Raw genomic sequence first — 25,699 nt, 5'->3', positions numbered from 1 at the left:
GGGCACGCAGGTTTACCGGCCCGCCCTTCTGGCTCCAACGACCAACCCGATCAGGACATGCCATTGACCATGGCCCAAGGAATAAAGCGCCTCGGGACGCCGATCGCGGCGCTGCTCGGCGGCGCGCTGATCGCCCTGATCGCGACTTCCTGGCTCATCAACCGCGACGCGCTGCGCAAGGCGGTGGAAGCGCAGATCCGCGTTGTCACCGGGCTCGAGCTCAGCGTCAACGGCGCGATCGACATTTCGGTGCTGCCGGCGAGCTACATCTCCTTCCATGACGTCGGCCTGAAGGGCGGCGGCAGCAGCGATCCCGCGCTCCATGTCGACGTGCTCACCGCGAACCTGCGGCTGCTGCCGCTGCTGCTGCAGCGGTTCGAGATCGCCGACCTGACGCTGCTGCGGCCGCGCATCCATGTCAGCCTGAAGCCGGACGGCGAAAGCAACTGGACGCCCTTCATCCAGACCATCGCGCGCACCATGAAGCCCGGCGCCGAGAATCAGGTGTCGTTCTCCGAAATCCGGATCCAGGACGGCGTGCTCAATTACGAGAACGCTGCAACGCACGGCACCGAGAAGTTCGAGGACATCGACCTGTCGCTGGCGTGGCCCTCGATCTCGCGCTCCTTCGCCGCGACCGGACAATTCGACTGGCGCGGCGAGCGCGTCGACGGCTCGATCAGCTTCGCCGATTTCGTCGCCGCCCTTTCCGGCGACCGTTCGGGGTTGAAGGCGCGGATCGCGAGCGCTCCGCTCAAGCTCGCCTTCGACGGCAGCGTCGCCAACCGCACCAGCCCGATGATGGAGGGCACGCTCACCATCGACAGCCCGTCCTTGCGCAATGCGCTGCGCTGGACCGGCCAGCCGCAGCCTGCCAGCGGCGGCTTCGGCCGCTTCGCGCTGAAGGCGCGCGCCAATGTCGTCGGCGCCTCGATCGCGCTCACCAACGTCAATATCGAGCTCGACGGCAACAGCGCCGAGGGCGTAATGACCTACGCCAATAACGGCCGGCAGACGCTGCAGGCGACGCTCGCCGCCGACGCGCTCGACTTCACACCTTATATCTCGACCTTCCGCCTGCTCGCGAGCGGCGCGCGCGACTGGAACAGGCAGCTGTTCGATCTCAACGCCCTGTCGACCACCGACCTCGACATGCGCCTGTCGGCAGCCAAGCTGACGGTCGGCGCGTCGAAACTCGGCCGCACCGCGATCGGCGCGAATCTGCGCAATGGCACGCTGGCGCTCTCGGTCGGCGAGGCCCAGGTCTATGGCGGTATCGCCAAGGGCTCGTTCGGCATCGCGCGCTCCGACACCGTCGCCGACATCAAGGCGCAATTCCAGTTCACCGACGTCGACCTCCAGGCCTGCGCCTCCGAGCTGTTCGGTCTCAACAAGCTGTCCGGCCGCGGCAACATCAACGTCTCGCTCCTCGCTTCCGGCTCGAGCCCGTTCGGCCTCGTGCAGTCGCTCGACGGCAGCGCCACCGTGATCGGACATGACGGCGCGATCTCGGGCTTCAATGCCGAGCAGCTCCTGAAACGGCTGGAGCGGCGGCCGCTGTCCGGCGGTGGCAATTTCCGCAACGGCACTACCCCTTACGACAATCTCACCATCGCGGTGAAGTTCTCCGACGGCGTCGCCACCGCCGAGGACATCCGCGTCGAAGGACCTGCGGCGAAGATCACGATGACCGGCACCGCCTCGGTGCCGACGCGTGAATATGACATGAAGGGCGTGGCCAGCCTCAACAGCGCGTCGGGCTTCGAATTGCCCTTCGTGGTGCAGGGCCCCTGGGACGATCCCCTGATCTTCCCCGATCCGGAAAGCCTGATCCGTCGCTCGCCGGCTTCAGCGCCGCTGCTCGACATGCTCAAGGACCGCAAGCCGGGCGACGCGGTGCGCTCCGCGATCGAGCGCATCACCGGCAGCGGAAAACGTCCCGCACCGGCCGAATCGCCGACGGCGGAGAACGCCAAGCAAGGCGCGAAGTCCAACTAGGAACAGCGATCAAGCGGCACCAGCCGATCGGCGCGAATTGATCAGGGCGAATTGATGCGGCGATTGGATTGATGCGCACATTAAGCATCTTCTCTCGCCAGACACCCACGACCTATGTCTGACAAGATGCCGCTAGATCGGCTGACGACCATGGGCTAGTGTTTTATACGACCGGTTAAAAACACCGGCCGTTTGAGGGAGATAAACGTGAAATCCAAGGTTATTGGCGCAGTATCATTGGCGGTCGCTGCGGCCGGGCTGCTTGCAGCCGCTGCACCCGCATTTGCGCAGCAGAAGACGATTACGGTCTGGTGGGGCAAGGGCTTCTACCGTTCCGAAGACGACGCGCTGCTCGAAACGATCAAGAAGTTCGAAGCCAAGACCGGCATCAAGGTCGAATTGTCGCAGTACGCGATCCAGGACATGATTCCGAAGACGGTCGCCGCGCTCGATGCCGGTACCGTGCCCGATGTCGCCTATTCCGATTCCTATGACGTGCAGGCGCAGGGCAAGTGGGCCTATGAGGGCAAGCTCGAGGACCTCACGGACGTGATGGAGCCGATCAAGGGCCGGTTCGTGCAGAACACGCTGGATGCGTCGATCCTCTATAACGACGTCACCAAGAAGAAAGCCTATTACGGCTTCCCACTGAAGCAGCAGAGCATGCATGTCGAGATCTGGAACGACATGCTGGAGAAGGCCGGCTTCAAGCTCGCCGACATCCCGACCGACTGGGCAGGTTACTGGACGTTCTGGTGCGACAAGGTGCAACCGGGGATCCGTAAAGCCACCGGCCAGCGCATCTATGGCGTCGGCCAGCCGATGGGCGTGGAATCCACCGACGCCTTTCAGTCGTTCTACACCTTCATGGACGCCTACCACGTCAAGCTGGTCGACGACGACGGCAAGCTCACGGTCGACGATCCCAAGGTTCGCGAGAACCTGATCAAGGCGCTGAAGGACTACACCGACACCTACATCAAAGGTTGCACGCCGCCGTCCTCCACGACCTGGAAGGATCCGGACAACAACGTCGCCTTCCACAACAAGACCATCGTGATGACCCACAACTTCACGATCTCGATCGCGGCGAAATGGTACGAAGATTCCCAGAACCAGGCTCTCACGCAGGACCAGCGCGACGCCGGCAAGAAGGCTTACGAGCAGGACATCGTGACGGCGTCCTTCCCCAAGGCACCGGATGGTTCAACCATTCGCTACCGCTCCGACGTCAAGACCGGGCTGGTCTTCACCGCGGCCAAGAACAAGGCCGAGGCCAAGCAGTTCATCAGCTTCCTGCTCCAGGAAGAGAACGTTCGCCCCTATATCGAGGGCGCGCTCGGCCGCTGGTTCCCGGTGACGAAGGAAAGCCAGGCCAGCCCGTTCTGGCAGGCCGACAAGCACCGCAGGGCGGTCTATGCCCAGTTCACGGGCGGCACCGCGCCGTTCGACTTCACCAAGAACTGGAAGTTCACGATTCTGAACAACGAGAACGTCTGGGCCAAGGCTATGAACCGGGTGGTCAGCGAGAAGGTGCCGGTCGACAAGGCCGTCGACGAGCTGATCGTCCGCATCAAGCAGGTCGCGGGTTAATTCATCATCCCCTCTCCCCGCTCTGCGGGGAGAGGTATAAGAACAACACCGGCCGCGTTTCGCGGCCGGCAACTCTTTGAAGAGTCCGAAAAGAATGGCGATCACGCTCTCTGGCGATCAGTCGATCCCTGCACCGCCCTTGTCGTCGCGGCTGACCCCGCCGCAAGTCTGGGGCATCGTACTGCTCGCACCCTATTTGCTCGTTTTCCTCGCCTTCGTCGTCTACCCCGTCGGTTACGGGCTATGGCTGGCGCGGGCCCCGTCCAATTATGTCGCGCTCTACAACGACCCGATCTTCGCGCGCGCAGCCGTCAACACGCTGATCTTCTTGCTCATCGGCATCAACATCAAGATGCTGATCGCGCTGTTCCTGTCCGGCTTCTTCGCGCAGCAGCGCACCTGGATCAAATGGCTCTCGGTGATCTTCATCCTGCCCTGGGCAGTGCCGTCGATCCCGACCATTCTGTCGGTGCGCTTCATGTTCAACCCCGAATGGGGGATGGTGAACCACTTCATCTTCTCCTTGACTGGCGATGACGGCCCGAATTGGCTGAACGACCCGACCGTGGCGCTGACGATGGCGATCGGCGTCCACATCTGGAAGTCGCTGCCGTTCTGGACGCTGATTCTGATGACCGGACGCCTTGCGATCGCGCAAGATCTGTTCGAGGCCGCAGAGGTCGACGGCGCAAGCTGGTGGCAGAAATTCCGTTACATCACCTGGCCGTCGCTGCAGACGCTCTACATCACCTGCACGCTGCTCTCGATGATCTGGACGCTCGGCGACTTCAACAGCGTCTATCTGCTCACCGGCGGCGGCCCGGCCGACCTCACGCACGTGTTGTCGACGCTCGGCATCCGCTATCTCCGGCTCGACCAGCTCTCGCTCGCGATGGCCTCCATCGTCTGCGCGGTACCGTTCGTCCTTCCGCTGATGTACTTCATGATGAAACGGTTGTCGCGATGAAGCTTCCCTCTCTACGCGATGTCGCGACCGAATCGCGGCTGCTCCTGATCGGCATTCCCGTCTTCCTGTGGACGATGATACCGATCTATCACATGTTCCTGTTCGCGATCTCGCCGAAGGAGGACGCGTTCTCGGGCAAACTGTGGCCGGATCATCCGACGCTGCACAACTTTGAAATCGTGTTCAAGCAGCAGCATTATTTCCTGCGCGACTTCTACGTGCAGTTCTGGAATTCGCTGGTGATCGCGGCGGCCGTCGGCGTGCTGACACTGGTCATCGCGACCGCGGCGGCGTTCTCGATCTCGCGCCTGCGCGTGCCCGGCGGACGCATCGTGATGAACCTCGCGCTGTTCACCTACTTCATCCCGGCGGCCTTCCTCGCGGTGCCGATGTACCGCACCATGGGCAATTACGGCCTGCTCAACAATCATTGGTCGCTGATCCTGGCCATGGTGACGATCGCCAGCCCTTACGCGATCTGGGTGCTCAAGCAGGCCTCCGACAAGCTGCCGGTCGAGTTGGACGAGGCCGCCGTAATGGACGGCGCGACCACCCTCCAGATCTTCCGCCTGGTCTATTTGCCGTTGATGATGCCCTCGCTGGTCGCGATCGGCACCTATGCGGTGCTGCTCGCCTGGAACGAATACCTCTACGCGTTCCTGCTGCTCTCGAACGACCGCGAGATCACCCTCCCCGTCGCGCTCGGCAACTTCCTCGCCGCCGACGACTCGCCGTGGGAGCTGTTGATGACGACCGGCTTCATCTACGCGCTGCCGCCGGCCGCGATCTACTACGCCTTCCGCCGCTACATGGTGGGCGGGCTCACGGCGGGTGCGGTGAAGTCGTAATCTCGATCTCGCGCGATCATCAACCCGAATACCTGTCGTAGGCAGCGACTACGACAGGTCGATATTCATCGTTGCCGCCAATCACTGAATTTCAAGTTGCTGGCCCGAAGAGGGCCGGAGATCATTTCCTATGATTGACGAGTGCAGCCATTCCAGTGCGACGCCAAATTCTTGATTCTCGATAAACTCAGTCAGTAGCTCACGGTCTCAGCGAAAGAGTTGAGATGATATCGACCCAACCAGATTTGTGAGAGCCTCCTCAAGTTGACGCCATTCTTCCGCGCGGTTCACCGTCCTATGAGACTACAATGGCGCCGCGCTCTCGCCCTGCGAACTCGACAATTTCGAAGCCAGCGAGGCGATGACGATGACCACCGCGATCAGGCCTATCACCAGCGTGCAAATGGCATTGATCTCGGGCTTCACGCCAAGCCGCACCTCGGAATAGATCCGGATCGGCAGGGTCGCCGAACCGGGCCCTGTGGTGAAGCTCGCGATCACGAGATCGTCCAGCGATAGCGTAAAGGCCAGCATCCAGCCGGCGACGATCGCGGGGGCGATCAGCGGCAACGTCACCGCCAGAAAAGCGCGGACGGGATCGCAGCCGAGATCCATGGCGGCCTCTTCCAGCGAGCGATCAAGTGAGCCGAGGCGGGACTGCACGACGACGGCAACGAAGCACATCGTCAGCGTAGTGTGCGCGATCGTCACGGTCCAGAAGCCACGCTCGGCGTTCAGCGCCACGAACAGCAGCAGCAGCGACAACCCGGCGATCACCTCCGGCATCACCAGCGGCGCATAGAGCATGCCGGAAAACAGCGTGCGGCCGCGAAAACGCTCGCCGCGTGACAGCGCCACAGCCGCGAGCGTGCCGAGCAGGGTCGCAATGGTCGCCGAGGAGATCGCGACCCGCAGGCTCATCCATGCCGCCTCGATCATGGCGCGGTCGTTGAAGAGCTCCTGATACCAGCGCAGCGACCAGCCGCCCCAGACCGTCACCAACCGCGAGGCGTTGAAGGAATAGATGACGAGGATAAGAATCGGCAGATAAAGGAACGCCAGACCCAGTGCGAGCGCGGCGATGTTGAAACGGGACAGGCGGGAGATCTTGCGCATCGACTCACCTCCCCTGTTCCAGCTGCCGCTTCTGGAGCCGTTCGTACAGCAGCAGCGGCGCCAGCAGCACCACCAGCAGCACGATGGCTGCGGCGGAGGCGACCGGCCAGTCCTTGTTGGTAAAGAATTCGAGCCACAACGTCTGGCCGATCATCAGCGAATTGGAGCCGGCCAGAAGATCCGGAATGACGAACTCGCCGACGATGGGGATGAAGCACAGCAGCACGCCGGCACCGACGCCAGGTAGCGACAGCGGGAAGGTGACGAGCCAGAACACCTGCCAGGGCGGCGCGCCGAGATCGGAGGCGGCCTCCTCCAGCACCGGCTCCATCTTGGCGAGCGTGGCGTAGAGCGGCAGGATCATGAAGGGCAGGTAGGAATAGACGATGCCGATATACATCGCGCTGTCGGTGGAGAGCCATACCACCGGCTGGCTGACCAGATGCAGCGCCAGCAGGATCTGGTTGAGCAGGCCGTCATGCTGGAGGATGTTGATCCAGGCATAGATCCGGATCAGGAACGAGGTCCAGAACGGCACGATCACCAGCACCATCGCCACCGCCTGCCAGCGCGTCGGCAACCGCGCCATCCCGTAGGCGATGGGATAGCCGATCAGGAGCAACAGCGCGGTCGCGGTGACGGCGACGGTGAGGCTACGCACATAGGCGAACATGTAGATGTCGTCGGAGGCGAGCAGCCTGAAATTGTCGACAGACAGCGCGGCAAAGGCAGCCTTCAGCGCCTCCCATCCTTGCGTCAGGTCGAACACCGGCTCGTAAGGCGGCTGCGCGATCGCCGTCTGCGACAGGCTGATCTTCAGCACGAAGCCGAACGGCACCAGGAAGAACAGCACCATCCAGACATAGGGCATGATGGCGGCAAGGCGAGCCGGTCGCGCAAAAATGCGGCGCGCGCTCATGACGGCAGCACCACACAGTCGTCGGGCGTGAACCAGGCGACGACATGCTGGTTCAGGCTGTAGGCATCGATGTCCAGGCGCGCGCTGTTGGCGACTGCAGCCTGCATCATCCCACCGGCGTCGAGCTTCACCTTGTAAGTGGTGGTGCCGCCGAGATAGCAGATGTCGGCGATCACGCCGTCCAGACTGTTGATCGCCACCGCATGGCCGATCTCGCCCACCGGGCCGCGGCGGGACAGCTTCACCTTCTCGGGGCGAATGGCCACCGACAAGTGGCCCTCGCCGACCCGTTCCCGCGGCTCGGCGACCACCAGCGTGCCCGCACCGTGCGTGGCGATCACCAGTCGATGACCGTCGCGCAGCTTGAACTCACCGTCGAACAGATTGACGTCGCCGACGAACTCCGCGATCCAGCGCGAGTGCGGAGCCTCGTAGAGCTCGCGGGGACTCGCGACCTGCGCGAGCTTGCCGTCCCTCATCACGCCGATCCGGCTCGCCATCGTCATCGCCTCCTCCTGATCGTGGGTGACGATGATGAAGGTCATGCCGAGCCGACGCTGAAGCTCCATCAGCTCGCCTTGCGTGTTTTCGCGCAGCTTCTTGTCGAGCGCCGCGAGCGGCTCGTCGAGCAGGAGGAGCTGCGGGCGTCGCGCCAGTGCACGCGCCAACGCCACGCGCTGGCGCTGGCCGCCCGAGAGCTGATCGGGTTTGCGCTTCTCCAGCCCTTCGAGCTTCACCAGCGCGACCATCTCCGCCACACGCGTGGCGATCTCGCCGCGCGCCATGCCGGCGCGCTTCAGGCCGAAGGCGATGTTGTCGCGCACCGCGAGATGCGGAAACAGCGCGTAGTTCTGGAACATCATGTTGATCGGCCGCTCATGCGGCAGCGCCTGTGCGATGTCCTTGCCGCCGAGCAGGATGCGCCCTTCGTCCGGGGCCTCGAAGCCGGCGAGCATGCGCAGCAGCGTGGTCTTGCCGCAGCCGCTGGGTCCGAGCAGCGCGAAAAACTCGCCGGCCTTGATGTCGAGCGACACGCCGTCCACGGCGCGGAACGTCCCGAATGTCTTGGCAACGCCCTCGATGCGCAGCAGCGGCTCGCCGGCCGCCGGGTGCGCGTCCCCGCGGGCCGCCTTGGCCGTGGCATTCGTTCTGGGCAACTTGTCAGTCATGGTCTCCGCCAACCCCGATTCCGCCGCACGCTAGCGGCCGATCACCCCTACCTCAACCGGGTCGGGGCGGATCGGCCCGAATTGGTCTTCATGCTAGCCCCCAAATGGCGTAAGGTCACAGAGATGACAAAGCTGCTGGATCAAGCCCTGAAAATCGCGCGCAGTCTGCCGGCGGACGCGCAGGATAACATCGCCCGAATTGTGATGCAGCTCGCCGGCGCGGAAGGGGCCGCCCCCGTCATCCTCTCGGATGACGAGCGGTCGGCGATTGCCGCGTCCAAGGAGGCTGCAAAGCGAGGCGAATTCGCAACCGAGGCTCAAGTCCGCGCGACCTGGGCCAAACACGGCCTGTGAATATCCGCTATACGCTTCCGGCGCTGGCCGATCTCGATTCGATTCTAACCTACATCTCAGCGACGTCACCGCGGGGAGCAGCACGTGTCCAAAAGCGCGTTCAGGACGTGGTCGGCCTGCTGCTGGCGCATCCTGAGATCGGCCTGCGAACTGACGATCCGGATATCCGGAGGCTAACCACAACGCCCTACCCGTTTCTCGTTTTCTACGAGATTCGGAGCCAGGAGATCATCATCCACGCCATCCGCCATGGTGCTCGCGATCCCGGCAGGATGCCCGGCACGCGCGGCTCTGATTAGTTCAGGTTCGCCATGAACGCCGCCAGCGCATCGCGGTCCGCCACGGGCATCGTCAGGCCGAGCTTGGAGCGGCGCCACAGGATGTCCTCGGGAAAGCGCGCCCATTCGTGGGTCATGAGATAGCGCACCTCGGCCCCGGTCAGCTCAGGGCCGAAAGCCGGGCCGAGATCGTCACGGCTTTTCGCTCCGCCGAGCACCGCTGATAGGCGCGAACCATAAGCCGCCACCAGGCGCTGGGTCTGCGGCTCCGAGAGAAAACGCCAGCGGTCACGCGCGAGATCGACCTCGGTATCGAAACGATCCCAGGCGAAATCTCCGCCCGGCAGCGCCTCGCCTGCGGTCCAGGGCGGCGACATCGGATAGAACGGCGTCAGCTTCGTCACTGCCCGCTCCGCGCGCAGGCGCGAGGTGGTGACGTCGCCGCCGAACATCGTGATCAGCGGCGCCTTGCGCCGCCGCGGGTGGAACAGCGTCGTGCCGTCACGCCGGCGCGCGGACGCCAGCGTCAGGTTGACGCCGGAGACCACGCGCACCACGTCGGTCGGGGCGACCTGCTCGCGGAAATAGCGACTGGCCGCTTCGCAGAGATAGCCGACGTCGGCCCCCGGCATCGCGACGATCGCGGGATCGCCGATGAAATCGTGCGTGATCGTGCCGATCAGCGTGAAGTCGCGCTCGAAGGGGCTAGCGAAGATCAGCCGGCCATCGCTGTTCTGGAAAACGTAGACGTTATCGGAATCAAACAGCCGTGGGACGACGATCTGGCTCATCTGCATCGCCGCCATGGCGGGTTGCGGCTGCCGCAGCACGGTCTCCGCGACAATCGAGGTCCAGCCGCCGGTGGCGTTGGCCAGCGCCCGGGCCGTGATCGTGCGGCGATGGCCGCGATCGACCACCGCGAGCCGCCATGTGTCGGTTCGATCGGCGCGCACGCAGCGCGCTCCGGTTCGGATTGCAGCGCCACGCTCGGCCGCATCCAGGGCCGTCAGCACCACCAGGCGGGAATCGTCGACGACGCAGTCCGAATATTCGAAGGCCGTGCCGAACGGTCGTTTCAGCGCGTTGCCTACCGGATGATGCGTGATGTCGAGCGTGGTCGCTCCCGGCAGGCCGCTCCGGCTCGTGAGGCTGTCGTAGAGGAACAGGCCGGCGCGCAGCAGCCATGGTGGACGCTCATCGGAATGCGCCGGGATCACGAACCGCATCGGCCGGACCAGATGCGGCGCGATCCGGAGCCAGGTCCGGCGCTCGGCAAGCGCCCGACGCACCCGCCGGAAGCCGCGCCGTTCCAGGACCGACAGATCGCCGTGGATCAGCCGCGGCGTTGCCGACGATGCCGCGCCGCCCAGATCGCCCTGCTCCAACAGGATGACCCGCAGGCCGCGGCCGGCGGCATCGCGCGCGAGGCTGACACCGTTCAGCCCGCCACCGATGATCGCAAGGTCGTAATCCGCCATGAAGCCGTCGAGAAGGAGCGAAACGCTCGCCATCTCTAGCCGGTCTTGAGCGCAAGCTCCATGACTTCGGCGCGGCCGACGAGGCCGGCATATTTCCCGATCGGCAGGGGCTTGCCGAGCAGATAGCCCTGCACGCCGTCACATCCTTCCTCGGCGAGAAAGGCGAGCTGTTCGAGCGTCTCGACGCCCTCGGCGACGATCGACATTTCCAGGCCATGGCCGAGATCGATCACCGCGCGCACGATCGCCGCCGATTGCGGGTTGCGGCCGAGATTGATGATGAAGGCGCGATCGATCTTGATCTTGTCGAACGGGAACGCCTGGAGATAGCTCAGCGAGGAATAACCGCTGCCGAAATCGTCCATCGAAATGCGTACGCCAAGCGCTTTGAGCCGCCGCAGCAGCGCAAGTCCGCGATCAAAGTCCTCGATCAGCACGCCCTCGGTGATTTCGAGCTCGAGCCGGCCGGGTGCGAGACCCGTCTCGATCAGGATCGAATGGACCAGCCCGACCACGTCGCCGTGCATGAACTGCGCCGGAGACAGATTGACCGCGACCTGGAGCGGCTTCGGCCAGGACGCCGCCTCGCGGCAGGCCTCGCGCAGGATCCACTCGCCCATCTCGACGATCAGGCCGCTTTCCTCCGCGATCGGGATGAATTCGGCCGGGGAGACCTGGCCGCGCACCGGATGCTGCCAGCGCGCCAGTGCCTCGAAGCCGATGATCTCGCTCTCGACGACGCTGTGGCCCGTGGCGCCCTGCGGCTGGAAGGCGAGCGAAAGCTCGCTGTTCTTGATCGCCATCGAGAGGTCCTGATGCAGCACGCGGCGATCGCGGATCTGCTGGTCCATCTCCGGCTGGAAGAGGCTGATCGTGCCGCGCGACTTCTGCTTGGCGCGGAACAGCGCCGCGCCGGCATTGGCGAGCAGCGAGGCGCCGTCGGCGCCGTTGTGCGGGAAGATCGACATGCCCGTGGTGACACCGGCGCGGACCGGGCGGCCGTCGATCTGGAATTCCTTGGCGACGGCATCACCGATCTGCTGCGCCAGCGCGAGACCTGCCTCAGGTTGTTTGCCATCGATGATCAGGCCGAACTCGTCGCCAGACAGGCGCGCCACCACGCCGCCGCGCGCGGAGTCCTGGAGCCGCTGGGCCACCTCGACCAGAAGCTTGTCGCCGTGCGCATGACCGAAGACGTCGTTGACCTCCTTGAGACCGTCGAGGTCGACGCACAGAACCGCGAACTCCTCGCCAGTGCCTTCGCAGGCCTCGATCATCTGGGTCAGCGCCTGCAAGAAAGCGGCACGGTTCGGCAAATCGGTGAGGCCGTCATGATAGGCCATGTGCGCCATGCGCGACTCGGTCTGCCGGCGATCGGTGACGTCCTCGTGAGTCTTGATCAGATATTGCGGCTCGCCGGCGTCGCTCAGCACGGTGGCGCGACGGGTGAGGAACAGTCGCAGGCCGTCCTTGGTCGAGATCGGATGCTCTTCGGTGATCATCCCGCGCTTCTTGATCGCGGCTTCGTCGCGCGCGATGATCAGCTTGGCTTCCTTGGGATTGAAGATGTCGGACGCGGTCAGGCCCGTGGCGTCCTCGCGTCTGCGGTTCAGGATCGTCTCCGCGCTGCGGTTGGCGAGCAGATAGCGGCCGTCCTTGACCTGCTCGACGATCAGCGCCACCGGGATGTTGTCGACCACGAGTTCCAAAAACTTCTTCGTGCTCTCCAGCTCCTGCGACAGCGAGCGGCGGTCGGTGATGTCCTCGAACACCACCAGCAGGAATTCAGGCTTGTTGCTCTCGTTGCGGACCACGATCCGGATCGAGGCCACCATGCGCTGGGTCGCGCCGCGCTCGACCTCGAATTCGTTGCGGTACTGGCCGGCGGGCGCGATGAGCGCCGCCCGATCGGTCGCCTCGATGCTGGCCGCCGAATTCGGCCCGAACAGCTCGCGCGCGTTCTTGCCGACAACCTGGTCCCGCGAAAATCCCCAGAAGCGCTCATAGGCGCTGTTGGCGAAGATGTAGCGGCCATCCTCGATGCTCTTCGCGGCCACGCAGGCCGGCACGTTGTCCAGCACCGTTTCCAGGAACTGCTTGGTGGAGGCGAGCTGCCGCGACAGCCTACGCTGCTCGCTAACGTCCAGATGCGTCGCCACCGAGCCGCCGTTGGGCAGCACGAAATATTTTACCAGGATGGCCCGCCCGTCCGGCAGTTCGGTGATCAAGCCGTTGGTGCTTGCCGCCTTTTCGTAGAATTCGTCGTCGGAGGCGACTCCGAGGACGCCACGCTTGCGCCGCAAGGCGAGGATGTCGGGTCCCGTCATGCCCGACCAGAGCTCTGAGCGGCCGAGGCCGTAAATCTCGAGATAGCGGTCGTTGCAGAAGATGACGCGCCGCTGCGCATCCGTCATCACCACGCCCTGGTTGAGATTGTTCATGGCGGAGGAGATGAAGGCATTGCGCCGCAGCTGCAGACGCCTGGTCCGGCGCAGCGAGGAATGGATCCACAGCACGATCGCGGCGAGGAACGAGCAGATGACGACACCCGCGATCAAGGCTTCCCAGATCACGTTGGGATTGAGCTCGCCGAGATAGCTCGGCGGGGCGAAGCTGTCGGAGAGGGCAAAGGCGCGCGCAGGCGCGACCGCTGCGGCCAGGCACACGACGGCCTGCACCGCAATCGGAAGCGTGCTGCCCACGTGCCAGTTCTTCTCAGCCATCAGCCACCCGCGATTTCAACGTCGGATTGTCTGGTCTCGCCGGTTTGGATCGGGTAAACGCCTGTACGTGCAACGGAAAAATGTGACGCCAAATACGGCAATTGCCCTGACATGATAAATGCCTCCTTAACGGAAAACGCCCCCGCGCCGTCCTCCCCAGGCCTGAGGCCTCCTTCGCTTCGAGCGGACGTCCTGCACAGCCATGGATAGGGTCGACTGCGTCGTCATCGGAGCCGGCGTGGTCGGGCTCGCGGTGGCTCGAAAGCTGGCGCAAGCCGGGCGCGAGGTGATCGTGCTCGAGGAAGCCGAGGCCATCGGCACCATCACCTCCTCGCGCAACAGCGAGGTGATCCATGCCGGCATCTACTACCGCGCCGGGAGCTGGATGGCGCGCATGTGCGTCGACGGCAAGCACGCGCTCTACCGCTACTGCTCCGAGCGCGGCATCCCGCACAGAAATTGCGGCAAGCTGATCGTCGCGACCAATCCGAAAGAGACCGAGAAGCTGCAATCGATCAAGGCGCATGCCGAAGCCAATGGCGTGCTCGACATGCAGCTGCTCACGGGCGAGGCGGCATGCGCGCTGGAGCCGGCGCTTGCCTGCGATGCCGCGCTGCTGTCCCCGTCGACCGGCATCATCGACAGCCACGCCTACATGCTCTCGCTACGCGGTGAAGCCGAGGACGCGGGTGCGGCCTTCGCGTTTCACACCCCGCTGATCCGCGCCAAGGCGACCGCCGGCGTCATCGAGATCGAAGCGGGCGGCGAAGCGCCGATGACGCTGCAATGCAGCCTCCTCGTCAACGCCGCGGGGCTCTCGGCGACCACGGTAGCGCGCAACATCGACGGCATGCCGCTGGACCGGATTCCGCGGGCCTATCTCGCCAAGGGAAACTACTTCAGCTGCAATGCGAGGGCGCCGTTCTCGCGCCTGATCTATCCGGTGCCCGAGCCCGGCGGGCTAGGGGTGCACCTGACGCTGGACATGGCAGGGCAGGCACGCTTCGGCCCTGACGTCGAATGGATCGAGACGATCGACTACGAGGTCGACCCGTCACGCGCCGAGCGCTTCTACCCGGCGATCCGCAAATACTGGCCGACGCTGCCTGACGACGCGCTCATGCCGAGCTATTCGGGCATCCGCCCGAAGATCGTGCCGCCGGCGGTGGCCACGCAGGATTTCTTGATGCAGGGCCCGCGCGATCACGGCGTCGAAGGCCTGGTCAATCTGTTCGGCATCGAGTCGCCCGGATTGACGTCATCGCTCGCGATCGCGGATCACGTCGCCGAACTCGCAGGGCTCGGTCTCGCGCAATGATTGCGCGGCGCGCACCTTGCCGCAAGGATGAGCGCACAGGCTCTCACCCCTGCGTGAAAGGGTACGATCAATTTTACGCTATTACGGGGTTACTAGTGGAGCGTGTCGCCGTGCCTGAGACGCTCGATCTGGTCCTTGACCATCAACTTCCGGCGCTTCAACTCAACAATTTGCAGGTCGTCTGTTGAAAGGTGCACGAGAGCTTCGTGCAGTTCGTTTTCGAGAACTTTGTGCTTCCGCTCCAATTCAACGAGATGTGCCTGAATTGTCATTCGAAACCTCCTCGGTAGTTTGAACCTTTAGGATTCGATCCGGACAAGGAAGTCTACATCACCGATTCGTTCTGTCGATGGGTATCCGTCGTCGCAACGTCATTTTTGAAAATTCATATGTAACGAAGCGTGAGCAAGGGAACCACGCGGGAAAAATCCATGATATCAACGTGCTTGCGCAGCGCCGTCGCAAGCCGCAGAAATATGTCGCGGGAGATCGGCGAGCGACGGTCGCAGATCGCTTGCGATCACGCCGCGCAAGGACGATAATTTCCACAGGGCATCCACAGCCTTAATCTCTCTCACGCCTATCGGTTTTTCGGCCACCGCAAACATGACCAATGAAGACGAGCGCGAACTCGAATCCGAGCTCGCCCGGTTGCACCAGGAACACCGAGATCTCGATGCGGCGATCGATGCACTGCATCAATCGCCCGCCCCCGACCTGTTGCGGTTACAGCGGCTGAAGAAACGCAAGCTGTTGTTGCGCGACCGTATCGCGTTCATCGAAGATCAGATCACGCCGGACATCATCGCCTGATCCACAGGGAATGGCTTTGCGGCGGCCCGCCGCACGTGAATCCGCTTGACTCCAAAGGAACAAAATAAGAACATTTTGGCACCGAGCGCCCCAGGAAAATGCCAAGGAAAACGCAGATGACGGCAACCGCCCTTCTCGACAACAGCCATTATGAACAAGCCTGCGATCAGGCGATCGCCATGTGCGACGGCAATCTGCGCAGCACCATCAAGGCGCTGATCATGGCCAATGAATATCTGGAGGCCGAGCTCGAAGAATTGCGGGCGGCGATTTCCGCCGGCTGCATTCCGGAGTCCTCACGCAGCACGATGCGGAGCAAGAGCAGCGCCGCCTGAGCTGTCAGCTATCGGAGCCGACCATGTCCGATGTCACCTATTACGTAGCATTACCGTTCCTGACCGACGACGACGGATCGCCGGTCGCAGGTGCGGCCGAAGAATGCCAGACCTCGGCGGCCGCGTTACGGCGCGCCGAAATTATGTCGCACAGCGCCGGCCACATCGGCGCGGTCGCGTTCAGCCGCAGCGGCAATCCCATGACCGGCGAATTCGGTGACGCCAAACTGCTCCGCCGCTTCGGCAATGTACCGGAAGACCTCGGCACGCTCTGAAATCAGCTGCTGACGAGCCTGATGCCCGGTTCATGCCGCCGGTGCGCCTTGCGCACATACATGGCGGCATCGGCCTCCTCCAGCGCGCGCGCGGCGTCGGACTGCATGCCAAGCAGGGCGACGCCGGCAGAGGCGCCCGCGCTCACGTGCTGACCGTGGAACACAAAGGACAATTCGTCGATGGCCTCCTCGAAGGCCGCGGCCTTCGCCTTGGCGTCGGTCTCGCTGAGATTCCAGAGCAGCAGCGCGAACTCGTCGCCGCCGAGCCGGCCGACCACGTCCGAGGCGCGGATCTGCCGCGCCAGCGTTGTGGCAATCGCCTTCAGCACCTCGTCGCCGGCGGCATGGCCGAAGGAATCGTTGATCGGCTTCAACCGATCGACGTCGAGCACGATCAGCGCGCCGCTGGCGCGGTAACGCTTCATGTAGGCGACGGCGCGCGCGAGCTCGCGCTCGAAGCCGCGCCGGTTCGGAATCTCGAGCAGGAAGTCGGTGTCGGCGGCGGCTTCGAGTTCCGCGACCCGCCGCAGCGCCCCCTTGAGCTTGCTCCGGAGGTTGCGGATGGCCGTCTTGATGGCCGTCTTAGCTCCGTCATCGGCCGACGCTTCGCGCCCCGACGGTTTGATCGAACGCCTGGCCGGGCGCTTGGCCGGGCTTTTGGGGGCAGCTTTGGCGCGGCTGGCGCTGGTCTTCAGGCCCTTTTTAGCCTTCGCAGCGCTCGCCGTTTTTGGTTTCTTCATGGGCATCCTGCTCAATGAAGGCTTGCGGGGATTCACCAAGACAGGATAGTGCATTCGCTTCTCCTTGCCACCGCCTTGCGAGCCGCCGGCCGGAACCGTTAATCTGGCCTATCTTTCTGTTTTTCGAGCACAATTGACGTCATGACCGCGCCGATCGCCGTTATCATGGGAAGCCAGTCGGACTGGGACACGATGCGGCATGCCGCCGACACGCTTGCAGCGCTCGGCGTTGCCGCCGATACCCGCATCGTTTCGGCCCACCGCACCCCCGACCGGCTGTTTGCGTTCGCCAAGGGCGCCAAGGTGGCCGGTTACAAGGTCATCATCGCCGGCGCGGGTGGCGCTGCGCACCTGCCCGGCATGGCGGCGGCGCTGACGGAACTGCCCGTGTTCGGCGTTCCCGTCGAATCCAGGACGCTCAGGGGCATTGATTCGCTCTATTCGATCGTCCAGATGCCTGCGGGCATCCCGGTCGGGACCCTCGCCATCGGCAAGGCCGGCGCCATCAATGCGGCGCTGCTGGCGGCTGCCGTGCTGGCCTTGTCCGACCCGGCCTTGGCCGATCGCTTGGCCGCCTGGCGCAAGGCGCAGACCGAGGCGGTTGCCGAGCGTCCGGAGGACAAGGCGTGACTGACGCAAAGCAGGTGAAGCTGAAGCCCGGCGACACCATCGGCATCCTCGGCGGCGGACAATTGGGGCGGATGCTGGCCATGGCGGCGGCCCGGCTCGGCCTGCGCTGCCAGGTGTTCTCGCCCGATCCGGACTCGCCGGCCTTCGACGTCGTCCTGAACGCGACCTGCGCCGAATATGCCGACGTCGAAGCGCTCGAGCTGTTCGCCAACGACGTCGATGTCATCACCTATGAATTCGAGAACGTGCCGTCCGCGGCCGCGATGGTGCTGGATGCGCGGCGCCCCGTGCTGCCCAACCGCAAGATCCTCGAGACCACCCAGGACCGGCTCGCCGAGAAGGATTTCGTGACGCGGCTCGGCATCGGCACCGCAGCCTATGCCGACGTCACCTCGGTCTCGTCGTTGCGCGAGGCGATCGTCAGGATCGGCCTTCCGGCGGTGCTGAAGACCCGCCGCTTCGGCTATGACGGCAAGGGCCAAGCCATCATCCGCGAGGGCGACGACATCGCGAAAGTGTGGACCAGTCTCGCCACCAAATCAGCGATCCTGGAAGCCTTCGTGCCGTACGAGCGCGAGATTTCCGTGATCACCGCCCGTTCGGCCACAGGTCAGGTCGAGTGTTTTGACGTCACTGAAAACGAGCACCGCGATCACATCCTGAAGATTTCCCGTGCGCCCGCCCGGATCCCGGACGTGCTCGCCGAGGAAGCGCGCAGCATCGCCGGCAAGATCGCGAGCGCGCTCGATTATGTCGGCGTGCTCGCCGTCGAGATGTTCGTGCTCGCCAACGGCACCGGACCGAAGGTGCTGGTCAACGAGATCGCTCCGCGCGTGCACAATTCCGGACACTGGACGCTCGACGGTGCGTCAATTTCGCAGTTCGAGCAGCATATCCGCGCCATTGCCGGCTGGCCCCTCGGCAAGCCCGTGCGCCACGGCGAGGTCGTCACCATGACCAATCTGATCGGCGACGAGATCAAAGACTACGACAAGTGGCTGAGCGTGCCGGGCGCGACCGTGCACATCTACGGCAAGGGCGCGCCGCGCCCCGGCCGCAAGATGGGCCACGTCACCGAAGTGCGACCCACGACCGGCAAGTAACGGGACCGCGGCGCATGCCACGATCCCGCTTTGCAATTACGCCGTCTTCGCGCCCGCGACAACGCCGGTGGGCTCGTCGCTGAGCCAGCGATAGATCACCCCGCCCAGCGCGCCGCCGATCAGTGGCGCAACCCAGAACAACCAGAGCTGCGCGGTCGCCCAGCCGCCGACGAACAATGCGGGACCCGTGCTGCGCGCCGGGTTCACCGAGGTGTTGGTGACGGGGATGCTGACGAGATGGATCATCACCAGCGCGAGCCCGATCGCCAGCGGCGCAAAGCCCACGGGCGCACGGCCATGGGTGGCGCCCATGATGATGAACAGGAACATCATGGTCATCACCACCTCGGTGAGGAAGCACACGATCATGCTGTACTGGCCGGGCGAATGGGCGTCGTAACCGTTGGACGCGAATCCTTTGCTGACGTCGAAGCCGGGAGCTCCACTTGCGATGACGTAGAGGAGCCACGCGGCCACGATCGCGCCGGCCACCTGCGCGATCACATAGGGCAGGATCTGTCCGGCCGGAAAACGCCCGCCGGCAGCAAGACCGACCGTGACAGCCGGGTTGAGATGGCAGCCGGAGATGTGGCCGATCGCATAGGCCATGGTGACCACGCTCAGCCCGAATGCGAGGGAAACACCGACCAGACCGATACCAACCTGCGGAAAGCCGGCTGCGATCACCGCGCTCCCGCAACCTGCGAATGTGAGCCAAAAGGTGCCGATAGCCTCGGCCGCGTATTTTTTCGTATCCATGTGTCGTCCCCTGCTTTCAAGGATTCCGGAACAAAGCTCCGGAAACGGCCCCGCCCTTGGCGTCAAATCTCCCAAATCAGGGCCGCACAGTGGTATTTTGCCTCATTTGATGGCTGAACTTGGCCCGAAAACGCGGTTGGTCGGTGGACATCCCCAGTTTTGTCTGATACATCCGCGCCCTCAAGGTTAAGGGCTTGCGCGTCTTCGCCATCCCCTTTGACTTACCAGAATTCAAATCCGATCCACTGAAGAGGATGCCGCGTGCAGGTTCTCGTCCGCGATAACAATGTCGATCAAGCCCTCAAGGCGCTGAAGAAGAAGATGCAGCGCGAGGGTATTTTCCGCGAGATGAAGCTCCGCGGTCACTACGAGAAGCCCTCCGAGAAGAAGGCCCGCGAAAAGGCCGAAGCCGTGCGCCGCGCGCGCAAGCTGGCCCGCAAGAAGCTGCAGCGCGAAGGCCTGCTGCCGATGAAGCCGAAGCCGGTGTTCGGCGCTGGCCCCGGCGGTGATCGTGGCGGTCGTGGCGGCCCGGGTGCTGGCGCTGGTGCAAGTGCTGGTCCGCGCGGACCGCGCTGATTTACCAGACCTGAAAAGACTACAGTTTTCGATGACGCGGGCCCCTGGTCCGCGTTATTGTTTTGTGAGCGGTGCCTTTCTGGGACGGGGCACTACCGATGCGGCACCAGCGCGAGCGAACCGTAGATGGCCTCCCCTTTCCCCAAGCGCCGCTTGGCGCGGTTCCGCCAGATCTGGCAGCAGCCGCTCGCGCTGGCCTTGACGGGGATTGCACTCTGCGGCTGCTCCTTCGATCTGGGATCGCTGATGCCGGAGAAGGAGAAGCCGCAGGAGGCGCCCAAGACTGCCACGACGGCTGAGAACGTGGTCAGCGCCAACAACGTCAGCGAAGCCCAGGCCCATACGGCAAAGGCCCAGGCTCTGGCAAAGTCCGGCGAGACGGCGGCCGCGCTCGATGAATTCAATCTCGCGGTCGGGCTCGATCCCTACAATGCGCAGGCGCTTTATGGCCGCGCCCTAATCTATCAAAGCAAAAACCAGCACGACTTCGCGATCGCCGATTTCAGCTCCGCGAGCGGACTCAACCCGCAGAAGGTCGAGCCGCTGCTCGGCCGCGCCATCAGCTATCTCGCCCTCGGCAAGGTCAAGGAAGCTGCGGCCGATCTGGATGAGGCCTCCGAGGCCGATCCGCACAATGCCCAGGTCTGGAGCACACGCGGACAAGCCTATGAAAGGCTGGGCGACAGGACCAAGGCGGCGGCGTCCTACACCAAGGCGGTCTCGCTTCGTCCACGCGACGACGCCGCCCGCAGCGGCCTCGCCCGCGTCGGCGGCTGACGATTATGGCGCAGCGCAGGCCCCGTCTTAATCCGGGGTGTCGCTCTTCGGTAGAACGGAATGGAACATGGACTTGACGCCCGACAGCATGTCGTCGGCGACATTGGTCTTCGGCCGCGGCATGGACGCGCCGGCATCGGCGCGCAGGTCGAGCGGGGGCGCGATCATCGGGACCGGAATATCAGCCGGCGGCGTCAACCGATTTGGGTTCTCGTTGCCGACCGAGGCCGTGTAGGGCGGGCTCGCCTGCGACGAGCCACCATTGCCATAGGCCTCGGGTGCGGGCGTCGTCGAGACCGTGATCGGGGGCGGCAACGGCCGTACCATCGACGGGTCCATGGGGATAATACGCGGGGCTTCCGGGGTGCGGGCGGCTTCCCGCACGGCAGGCTCCTGGGTCCTCTCGACCGACTTGGTTTCGGAAGACTTGGTCTCGGAAGATTTAGTTTCGGAAGGCTTGGTCTCGAAGGACTTGGCCTCAATCGCTTTGCCCTCAGGCGACTTGCGCAGGCGCTCGATCGCAGCGCGCACAAGATCGTTGGCATCGGCGGTTGCAGCCGGAGCGGCAGCAGCCGGCGCCGAATTGGCCTCCACCACCGGGACGGAGGGAGCGGGTGCCGTGACAGCCGGGTTGGACTTGGCGACCGCCTTCTCGCGCGCGGACGTCTTACCGCGCGGGGCGGGCTCGGCCGGCGCTACGTCCGCAGTCGCCTTCTCAGTGGTCTTCTCAGTCGTCTTGGGCTCAGCGCCCGGCTGCTCGGCAGTCTTCTCGGCCGCCGGCTTGTCCGTCACGCTCTTCTCGGAGATGCCCTTGGCTTTGACGCCGTGCGCCGGGAGGTTGGCCACATCGGCGGGCTTGCCGTTCTTGCCGGCCTCGGCAGGCGCCATCACGGCCGCAGGGGCATCCGCCGCCGGCTTGGCGTTGATGTAGTGATTAACGATGTATGCCCCGATGATCGTTGCGAGCACCGAGGGGAAGATGTCCATCGAGATTTTAGCGACGTATTTCAGCATTCCGGCCACTCCCCGCGCGATCTGATGCGGGAACTTTGAGGCATAGTGAGGGATCAACTGCGACGGATCAATGGCAAAGAAGTACGCCGGACTTACGGCTTCAGCTCGATCTCAAGGAACACGATCTCGGTTGCGGTTTCGTTAAGCACGTCGTGTTGGACGCCCGCCTTGCGAAAGTAGGATTTTCCAGCCGCAAGCTGCGCCTTGGACCGCTCGCCATTGGGCGCCACGATGGTCATTTCCCCCGCGACGACGGGAACAATGACGTAGTCCATGCCGTGGGTGTGATGCCCGGTAGCGCTGTTTGGAGCGAGCCGCCACTCCGTCACCCGAACCTGCTCATTGTCGACCTGAACCTCGGACTTGGCGGCAAGCATCGGAACTCTCCTGGGGCATGATCCCGAAAACCGGTTCAGGGCACGAAAACCATGAACACGTAGACGGCAAATACCACCATATGGACCAGCCCGAACAGAACATTGGTCCTACCCGTACCGAAGGTCAGCATACTCAGGAAGAAGGTCAGGAGCAAAAGGACGCTGCCCTGGGCGCTGAGACCGAGCTTGAGTTCCTTGTCGAGCGCATAGGTAGCGACACCGACGGCCGGGAAGGTCAGCCCGATGGTGGCCAGCGACGAGCCCAGCGCGAGGTTGATGCTCTTCTGGAGGTCGTTCTTGCGGGCCGCCGAGACGGCCGCGACGCCTTCCGGCAGCAGGATCAAAAGCGCGACCAGAAGTCCGGCAAAGGCAGGCGGCGCACCGATCCTGGCCGCAACGGCGTCGACCACCAGCGAGAATTTCTTGGACAGCAGCACGACCGCCAGCAGCGCAATCAGCAGCAGCACGACGCTGAGCACCAAGGTCCGGCCCGACAGATGCGCCTCGCCGATCCTGCCATCCTCCCGTTCGTGAACGAAGTAATCCTTGTGCAGCACGGTCTGGGTGTAGAGAAACACCCCATACAGCGCGAGCGTAACCACGTCGACGAAGCCGAGTTGAATCGCCGAATAGACCGGGCCCGGCGTGGTGGTCGTGTAGTTCGGCATGATCAGGGTGATGGTCGCGAGCGCGAACAGCACGCTGAGATAGACGTTGGCGCCGGAGAGCTGAAAGCCCTGCTCACGATAGCGCAGGCCGCCGATGAAGATGCAGAGCCCGACAAGGCCATTGCAGACGATCATGACCACGGCGAACACGGTGTCGCGCGCCAGTTCGGGGGCAGGCTTGTCGCCCAGCATGATCGTGGTGATCAGCGCCACCTCGATGATGGTCACCGAGAGAGTCAGCACCAGCGTGCCATAGGGTTCGCCGACCCGTTCGGCGATCACTTCGGCATGATGAACCGCGGCAAAGACGGTGCCGAACAGGATGACGAGGAGCACGATGGCGAAGAAGAGCCCGCCAACCGACAGCGTGAACACATAGCCCGTCGCGCTGACGGCTGCATACAACAGCACAGCCAGGGCCGGAAAGATCCAGGCCGACCGGGGCATCGGACTATGCGCGCTCATCTATCGGCTCCAACTGCTTCGCGCACGATCCGGAAAAATGTATCGCGGCTTTCCGAAAGGATCATGCTCAAACGAAAAGCCCAGGGTGCGACGATATTCATCGCACCTTGGGCGAGCAGTGGCAAATCGGTCGGCAGATTCAAAGCAAGTGCAGGATCGGCGCGAGCGGCAGCAGCGTCAGCAGCAGGAACAGCGGGATCAGCACCGCGCTGGCACGCACGAAATAACCGAAGAAGCTCGGCATCGCGATGCCGTTCTCGCTGGCGATGCTGCTCACCATGAAGTTCGGCGCATTGCCGATATAGGTGAGCGCGCCCATGTAGACCGCGCCCATGGAGATGGACGCAAGCGTGCCCGACAGCTCATGCATCAGCACCTGCGGCTCGCCGCCGGCGAGTTCAAAGAACAACAGATAGGTCGGCGCATTATCGAGGAACGCCGACATCAGGCCGGTGAACCAGAAATAGGCAACCTCGCGCGGCGTGCCGTCCGGCGCCGTCACGGCCGACAACAGCCAGGCGAAGGCACCGTGATGGCCGGCATTGAGCATGGCGATGACCGGGATGATCGCGACAAAAATGCCGGCGAACAGTTTTGCGACTTCGCGAATCGGCTCCCAAGTGAAGCCGTTGGCTTGCCTGTGCTCGTCCGGCGTCAACCACACCGACAGGGCCGCTATCGCCAGCAGCGCCGCGTTGCGGGCGATGTCTTCCAGCTCCAGCCTGGTTCCGAGAATGTCGAAGGCAATGCCGGGCTTCCACATTGCCGAGGCCAGCAGGCTCGCGACGATGGCTGCGATCAGCACCAGGTTGACGAGACCGCGGATGCGGACCGGCTTCGCGGCGCCGGCGTTGCCGGGCAAGGGTTCGCTGCGGAAGCGCCAGACGTCGATGGCAACGAAGATCGCGAGCAGCAGTCCGGCAACGATCGCCGTCTGTAGCCAAATGGTCCGCGTGGTCCAGAAGAAGTCGACGCCATGCAGGAAGCCGACGAACAGCGGGGGATCGCCGAGCGGGCTCAGCGCGCCGCCGACATTGGCAACCAGGATGATGAAAAAGATGACGACATGGACGTTGTGGCGCCGCGGCCGGTTGGCGCGGATCAAAGGCCGGATCAGGATCATGGCTGCCCCCGTGGTGCCGACGACGCTCGCCATCAGCGTGCCGAGCGCGAGGATGCCGGCATTCGCCGCCGGCGTCGCCTTGATGTCGCCCCTGACGAGAACGCCCCCGGCCACGACATAGAGCGAGAACAGCAGCACGATGAAACCGAGATATTCGGCGAGCATGGCGTGGACGAGTGCCGCCAGCGCCGCCATGCTCCCGGCCAAGATGACGAGCGAGGCGAGTGCCAGCAGCGACCAGGCCGCGGCGATCTTGCCGTAATGATGGTGCCAAAACCGTGCAAACAGCAGCGGGCCGAGCGCGATCGACAGCAGGAGGCCGCAAAAGGGCAGCGCATAGGGCCAGCGCATCGCCGCGCCGTCGAGCCCGGTCGCCGCCCATGCGTGCTGCGGCAACAACACGACCAGGATCGCGGCGATGAACCCGCTCCCGCATCGAACAACAAGCCGTCTAGGAAGCAATGAAGCGCCTCGCCGTTTCGATCGCACCGAAAGCATCGAGATTATCGTGTCCGCCGCCCGCAAAGCGAACGAACTGCTTCGGTTCATGCGCGAGCGCGAACAGACGCTCTCCGAACACGATCGAAATGGCAAGGTCATTGGTGCCATGCATCACCAATAGCGGCACAGTGACGCGCGGGATGCGCTCATCGGAATGAAATGGATCTCGCATCAGCAGGCGCACCGGAACGAACCAGAATGATGAAGCAGCAATGTCGACCGTCGACGTATAGGGAGCTTCCAGGATGAGTTTTCCAACCCGATGCTGCGAGGCGATCACGACCGCCACGCCGGTCCCGAGCGAAAAGCCCCAGCCGACGATTCGTTCCGCCGCATAGCGTGCAGTGGTGAAGGCGTAGGCGGCCGCTGCATCCTGCAGCAGGCCCTCCTCGCTCGGCGCACCGCTCGAGCCGGCATAGCCGCGATAGGACAGCGCGACGAGACCGGTGCCGTCCGCCGTCATGGCCTTGAAGCGGCTGACGCGACCGGCGAGATAATCGCCGTTGCCCGGGAAATACAGGATCACGGGGCGGCCGGGCCTCGCCGGCACGTGCCAGACGATGACCTTCTCGCCATCGGAGGTGGTCAGGACGTGCTCTTCAGCCTCGGGCAAGCCTGCGGCATCCGGCGCGGTGCGACCGACGGGCGGGATCGGAAACAGCATCTCGCGCTGCCTGACATACAGCACGAGGACACAGCCGAGATAAACGGCCGCGAACAGGATGGCGATCCACTTGACGATGGTCATGATGACGCGGCCCCGTCCCCGTTCAGGACTTTGC

Annotated in this window: 27 protein-coding genes; 14 read left to right on the top strand and 13 right to left on the bottom strand. The window is 63.9% G+C overall.

Going from position 1 to position 25,699, the window contains the following annotated elements:
- Nucleotides 1-69 precede the first annotated feature (69 nt).
- From IVB27_RS36725 to IVB27_RS36710, 4 genes are all read left to right on the top strand, one after another.
- Nucleotides 70-1,998: an AsmA family protein gene (locus IVB27_RS36725; RefSeq protein WP_247447520.1), complete on the top strand. Its 1,929-nt coding sequence runs from the start codon at nucleotides 70-72 to the stop codon at nucleotides 1,996-1,998.
- Between the two features lie 207 nt (nucleotides 1,999-2,205).
- The gene (locus IVB27_RS36720; RefSeq protein ID WP_247447518.1) at nucleotides 2,206-3,591 is read left to right on the top strand and encodes an ABC transporter substrate-binding protein; all 1,386 of its coding nucleotides are present in this window, start codon (nucleotides 2,206-2,208) and stop codon (nucleotides 3,589-3,591) included.
- Between the two features lie 94 nt (nucleotides 3,592-3,685).
- Nucleotides 3,686-4,558 carry a carbohydrate ABC transporter permease gene (locus IVB27_RS36715; protein ID WP_247447517.1) on the top strand — a complete coding sequence of 291 codons (873 nt, stop codon included), beginning with the start codon at nucleotides 3,686-3,688 and terminating at the stop codon, nucleotides 4,556-4,558.
- Entirely contained in the window at nucleotides 4,555-5,406 is an 852-nt protein-coding gene (locus tag IVB27_RS36710) for a carbohydrate ABC transporter permease (RefSeq protein ID WP_247343175.1), read from the top strand. Before IVB27_RS36715 ends, IVB27_RS36710 begins: the two co-directional genes overlap by 4 nt.
- Before the next feature lie 303 nt (nucleotides 5,407-5,709).
- Here IVB27_RS36710 and IVB27_RS36705 read toward each other — a convergent pair whose 3' ends face one another.
- Genes IVB27_RS36705 through IVB27_RS36695 form a run of 3 tightly spaced genes read right to left on the bottom strand, consistent with a single transcriptional unit; the run spans nucleotide 5,710 to nucleotide 8,610 of the window.
- Nucleotides 5,710-6,522: an ABC transporter permease gene (locus IVB27_RS36705; RefSeq protein WP_247447516.1), complete on the bottom strand. Its 813-nt coding sequence runs from the start codon at nucleotides 6,520-6,522 to the stop codon at nucleotides 5,710-5,712.
- 4 nt (nucleotides 6,523-6,526) lie between these two features.
- Nucleotides 6,527-7,441 carry an ABC transporter permease gene (locus IVB27_RS36700; RefSeq protein ID WP_247343167.1) on the bottom strand — a complete coding sequence of 305 codons (915 nt, stop codon included), beginning with the start codon at nucleotides 7,439-7,441 and terminating at the stop codon, nucleotides 6,527-6,529.
- The gene (locus IVB27_RS36695; RefSeq protein WP_247447515.1) at nucleotides 7,438-8,610 is read right to left on the bottom strand and encodes an ABC transporter ATP-binding protein; all 1,173 of its coding nucleotides are present in this window, start codon (nucleotides 8,608-8,610) and stop codon (nucleotides 7,438-7,440) included. Before IVB27_RS36695 ends, IVB27_RS36700 begins: the two co-directional genes overlap by 4 nt.
- Before the next feature lie 123 nt (nucleotides 8,611-8,733).
- On the opposite strand from IVB27_RS36695, the gene IVB27_RS36690 reads away from it, so the two are divergent.
- Both IVB27_RS36690 and IVB27_RS36685 read left to right on the top strand, forming a co-directional pair.
- Nucleotides 8,734-8,964 carry a hypothetical protein gene (locus tag IVB27_RS36690; protein WP_247343162.1) on the top strand — a complete coding sequence of 77 codons (231 nt, stop codon included), beginning with the start codon at nucleotides 8,734-8,736 and terminating at the stop codon, nucleotides 8,962-8,964.
- The gene (locus IVB27_RS36685; RefSeq protein WP_247447514.1) at nucleotides 8,961-9,263 is read left to right on the top strand and encodes a type II toxin-antitoxin system RelE/ParE family toxin; all 303 of its coding nucleotides are present in this window, start codon (nucleotides 8,961-8,963) and stop codon (nucleotides 9,261-9,263) included. The genes IVB27_RS36690 and IVB27_RS36685 overlap by 4 nt, the downstream gene beginning before the upstream one ends.
- Here the strand turns inward: IVB27_RS36685 and IVB27_RS36680 are convergent.
- Together IVB27_RS36680 and IVB27_RS36675 are read right to left on the bottom strand one after the other, a co-directional pair.
- Nucleotides 9,260-10,720, bottom strand: coding sequence for a glycerol-3-phosphate dehydrogenase (locus tag IVB27_RS36680; RefSeq protein ID WP_247447584.1), 1,461 nt, complete (start codon nucleotides 10,718-10,720; stop codon nucleotides 9,260-9,262). The two genes, IVB27_RS36685 and IVB27_RS36680, sit on opposite strands and share 4 nt — an antisense overlap.
- A gap of 35 nt (nucleotides 10,721-10,755) precedes the next feature.
- Entirely contained in the window at nucleotides 10,756-13,443 is a 2,688-nt protein-coding gene (locus IVB27_RS36675) for a sensor domain-containing protein (protein ID WP_247447513.1), read from the bottom strand.
- A 202-nt stretch (nucleotides 13,444-13,645) separates the two neighbouring features.
- Here IVB27_RS36675 and IVB27_RS36670 point away from each other — a divergent pair, with 202 nt between their 5' ends.
- Nucleotides 13,646-14,761 carry an NAD(P)/FAD-dependent oxidoreductase gene (locus tag IVB27_RS36670; RefSeq protein ID WP_247447512.1) on the top strand — a complete coding sequence of 372 codons (1,116 nt, stop codon included), beginning with the start codon at nucleotides 13,646-13,648 and terminating at the stop codon, nucleotides 14,759-14,761.
- A 92-nt stretch (nucleotides 14,762-14,853) separates the two neighbouring features.
- On the opposite strand, the gene IVB27_RS36665 is transcribed toward IVB27_RS36670, so the two are convergent.
- Nucleotides 14,854-15,033 (bottom strand): YdcH family protein, encoded by a 180-nt coding sequence (locus IVB27_RS36665; RefSeq protein WP_247343151.1) that lies wholly within the window; start codon nucleotides 15,031-15,033, stop codon nucleotides 14,854-14,856.
- Nucleotides 15,034-15,367: 334 nt separating this feature from the next.
- Between IVB27_RS36665 and IVB27_RS36660 the strand changes: the two genes are divergently transcribed.
- From IVB27_RS36660 to IVB27_RS36650, 3 genes are all read left to right on the top strand, one after another.
- Entirely contained in the window at nucleotides 15,368-15,574 is a 207-nt protein-coding gene (locus IVB27_RS36660; RefSeq protein WP_247343148.1) for a YdcH family protein, read from the top strand.
- 116 nt (nucleotides 15,575-15,690) lie between these two features.
- Nucleotides 15,691-15,909, top strand: a complete 219-nt coding sequence (locus tag IVB27_RS36655; RefSeq protein ID WP_247343144.1) for a hypothetical protein — start codon at nucleotides 15,691-15,693, stop codon at nucleotides 15,907-15,909.
- Between the two features lie 23 nt (nucleotides 15,910-15,932).
- Nucleotides 15,933-16,184: a hypothetical protein gene (locus IVB27_RS36650; RefSeq protein WP_247343141.1), complete on the top strand. Its 252-nt coding sequence runs from the start codon at nucleotides 15,933-15,935 to the stop codon at nucleotides 16,182-16,184.
- Nucleotides 16,185-16,186: 2 nt separating this feature from the next.
- On the opposite strand, the gene IVB27_RS36645 is transcribed toward IVB27_RS36650, so the two are convergent.
- A complete protein-coding gene (locus tag IVB27_RS36645; RefSeq protein ID WP_247447511.1) occupies nucleotides 16,187-16,924 on the bottom strand; it encodes a GGDEF domain-containing protein in 738 nt (245 codons plus the stop codon).
- Nucleotides 16,925-17,065: 141 nt separating this feature from the next.
- On the opposite strand from IVB27_RS36645, the gene purE reads away from it, so the two are divergent.
- Together purE and IVB27_RS36635 are read left to right on the top strand one after the other, a co-directional pair.
- Entirely contained in the window at nucleotides 17,066-17,554 is a 489-nt protein-coding gene (gene purE / locus IVB27_RS36640) for a 5-(carboxyamino)imidazole ribonucleotide mutase (protein WP_247343133.1), read from the top strand.
- Nucleotides 17,551-18,657 carry a 5-(carboxyamino)imidazole ribonucleotide synthase gene (locus IVB27_RS36635; protein WP_247447510.1) on the top strand — a complete coding sequence of 369 codons (1,107 nt, stop codon included), beginning with the start codon at nucleotides 17,551-17,553 and terminating at the stop codon, nucleotides 18,655-18,657. Before purE ends, IVB27_RS36635 begins: the two co-directional genes overlap by 4 nt.
- Before the next feature lie 36 nt (nucleotides 18,658-18,693).
- On the opposite strand, the gene aqpZ is transcribed toward IVB27_RS36635, so the two are convergent.
- Nucleotides 18,694-19,416, bottom strand: a complete 723-nt coding sequence (gene aqpZ, locus IVB27_RS36630) for an aquaporin Z (RefSeq protein ID WP_247447509.1) — start codon at nucleotides 19,414-19,416, stop codon at nucleotides 18,694-18,696.
- A gap of 261 nt (nucleotides 19,417-19,677) precedes the next feature.
- Between aqpZ and rpsU the strand changes: the two genes are divergently transcribed.
- On the top strand, nucleotides 19,678-19,992 hold the full coding sequence (gene rpsU / locus IVB27_RS36625) for a 30S ribosomal protein S21 (RefSeq protein WP_007614218.1): 315 nt from the start codon (nucleotides 19,678-19,680) through the stop codon (nucleotides 19,990-19,992).
- 126 nt (nucleotides 19,993-20,118) lie between these two features.
- Nucleotides 20,119-20,769: a tetratricopeptide repeat protein gene (locus IVB27_RS36620; RefSeq protein ID WP_247447508.1), complete on the top strand. Its 651-nt coding sequence runs from the start codon at nucleotides 20,119-20,121 to the stop codon at nucleotides 20,767-20,769.
- A 27-nt stretch (nucleotides 20,770-20,796) separates the two neighbouring features.
- Here the strand turns inward: IVB27_RS36620 and IVB27_RS36615 are convergent, their stop codons facing one another.
- The 5 genes from IVB27_RS36615 to IVB27_RS36595 all read right to left on the bottom strand — a co-directional run bounded on the left by IVB27_RS36615 (nucleotide 20,797) and on the right by IVB27_RS36595 (nucleotide 25,665).
- Nucleotides 20,797-21,783, bottom strand: coding sequence for a hypothetical protein (locus tag IVB27_RS36615; protein WP_247447507.1), 987 nt, complete (start codon nucleotides 21,781-21,783; stop codon nucleotides 20,797-20,799).
- Nucleotides 21,784-21,875: 92 nt separating this feature from the next.
- Entirely contained in the window at nucleotides 21,876-22,160 is a 285-nt protein-coding gene (locus IVB27_RS36610) for a cupin domain-containing protein (RefSeq protein WP_247447506.1), read from the bottom strand.
- Between the two features lie 35 nt (nucleotides 22,161-22,195).
- Entirely contained in the window at nucleotides 22,196-23,293 is a 1,098-nt protein-coding gene (locus IVB27_RS36605; protein WP_247447505.1) for a calcium:cation antiporter, read from the bottom strand.
- 139 nt (nucleotides 23,294-23,432) lie between these two features.
- Nucleotides 23,433-24,914: a sodium:proton antiporter gene (locus IVB27_RS36600; RefSeq protein ID WP_247447504.1), complete on the bottom strand. Its 1,482-nt coding sequence runs from the start codon at nucleotides 24,912-24,914 to the stop codon at nucleotides 23,433-23,435.
- Nucleotides 24,868-25,665 carry an alpha/beta hydrolase gene (locus tag IVB27_RS36595; RefSeq protein ID WP_247447503.1) on the bottom strand — a complete coding sequence of 266 codons (798 nt, stop codon included), beginning with the start codon at nucleotides 25,663-25,665 and terminating at the stop codon, nucleotides 24,868-24,870. The genes IVB27_RS36600 and IVB27_RS36595 overlap by 47 nt, the downstream gene beginning before the upstream one ends.
- Between the last annotated feature and the right edge of the window lie 34 nt (nucleotides 25,666-25,699).

The sequence above is a fragment of the Bradyrhizobium sp. 197 genome, from assembly GCF_023073375.1.
GTDB lineage: Bacteria > Pseudomonadota > Alphaproteobacteria > Rhizobiales > Xanthobacteraceae > Bradyrhizobium.
Note: the sequence above shows the minus strand (reverse complement) of the source record. Positions and strands in the feature narration are given on the sequence as shown.

Coding starts and splice junctions, on each gene's coding strand:
- IVB27_RS36600 (WP_247447504.1), bottom strand. CDS start 24,914: ATGCTTTCGGTGCGATCGAAACGGCGAGGCGCTTCATTGCTTCCTAGA.
- IVB27_RS36725 (WP_247447520.1), top strand. CDS start 70: ATGGCCCAAGGAATAAAGCGCCTCGGGACGCCGATCGCGGCGCTGCTC.
- IVB27_RS36700 (WP_247343167.1), bottom strand. CDS start 7,441: ATGAGCGCGCGCCGCATTTTTGCGCGACCGGCTCGCCTTGCCGCCATC.
- IVB27_RS36645 (WP_247447511.1), bottom strand. CDS start 16,924: ATGAAGAAACCAAAAACGGCGAGCGCTGCGAAGGCTAAAAAGGGCCTG.
- IVB27_RS36660 (WP_247343148.1), top strand. CDS start 15,368: ATGACCAATGAAGACGAGCGCGAACTCGAATCCGAGCTCGCCCGGTTG.
- IVB27_RS36680 (WP_247447584.1), bottom strand. CDS start 10,720: ATGGCGGATTACGACCTTGCGATCATCGGTGGCGGGCTGAACGGTGTC.
- IVB27_RS36710 (WP_247343175.1), top strand. CDS start 4,555: ATGAAGCTTCCCTCTCTACGCGATGTCGCGACCGAATCGCGGCTGCTC.
- IVB27_RS36705 (WP_247447516.1), bottom strand. CDS start 6,522: ATGCGCAAGATCTCCCGCCTGTCCCGTTTCAACATCGCCGCGCTCGCA.
- IVB27_RS36665 (WP_247343151.1), bottom strand. CDS start 15,033: ATGACAATTCAGGCACATCTCGTTGAATTGGAGCGGAAGCACAAAGTT.
- IVB27_RS36655 (WP_247343144.1), top strand. CDS start 15,691: ATGACGGCAACCGCCCTTCTCGACAACAGCCATTATGAACAAGCCTGC.
- IVB27_RS36695 (WP_247447515.1), bottom strand. CDS start 8,610: ATGACTGACAAGTTGCCCAGAACGAATGCCACGGCCAAGGCGGCCCGC.
- IVB27_RS36715 (WP_247447517.1), top strand. CDS start 3,686: ATGGCGATCACGCTCTCTGGCGATCAGTCGATCCCTGCACCGCCCTTG.
- aqpZ (WP_247447509.1), bottom strand. CDS start 19,416: ATGGATACGAAAAAATACGCGGCCGAGGCTATCGGCACCTTTTGGCTC.
- IVB27_RS36610 (WP_247447506.1), bottom strand. CDS start 22,160: ATGCTTGCCGCCAAGTCCGAGGTTCAGGTCGACAATGAGCAGGTTCGG.
- IVB27_RS36675 (WP_247447513.1), bottom strand. CDS start 13,443: ATGGCTGAGAAGAACTGGCACGTGGGCAGCACGCTTCCGATTGCGGTG.
- IVB27_RS36650 (WP_247343141.1), top strand. CDS start 15,933: ATGTCCGATGTCACCTATTACGTAGCATTACCGTTCCTGACCGACGAC.
- IVB27_RS36605 (WP_247447505.1), bottom strand. CDS start 23,293: ATGAGCGCGCATAGTCCGATGCCCCGGTCGGCCTGGATCTTTCCGGCC.
- IVB27_RS36615 (WP_247447507.1), bottom strand. CDS start 21,783: ATGCTGAAATACGTCGCTAAAATCTCGATGGACATCTTCCCCTCGGTG.
- IVB27_RS36690 (WP_247343162.1), top strand. CDS start 8,734: ATGACAAAGCTGCTGGATCAAGCCCTGAAAATCGCGCGCAGTCTGCCG.
- purE (WP_247343133.1), top strand. CDS start 17,066: ATGACCGCGCCGATCGCCGTTATCATGGGAAGCCAGTCGGACTGGGAC.
- IVB27_RS36670 (WP_247447512.1), top strand. CDS start 13,646: ATGGATAGGGTCGACTGCGTCGTCATCGGAGCCGGCGTGGTCGGGCTC.
- IVB27_RS36620 (WP_247447508.1), top strand. CDS start 20,119: ATGGCCTCCCCTTTCCCCAAGCGCCGCTTGGCGCGGTTCCGCCAGATC.
- IVB27_RS36595 (WP_247447503.1), bottom strand. CDS start 25,665: ATGACCATCGTCAAGTGGATCGCCATCCTGTTCGCGGCCGTTTATCTC.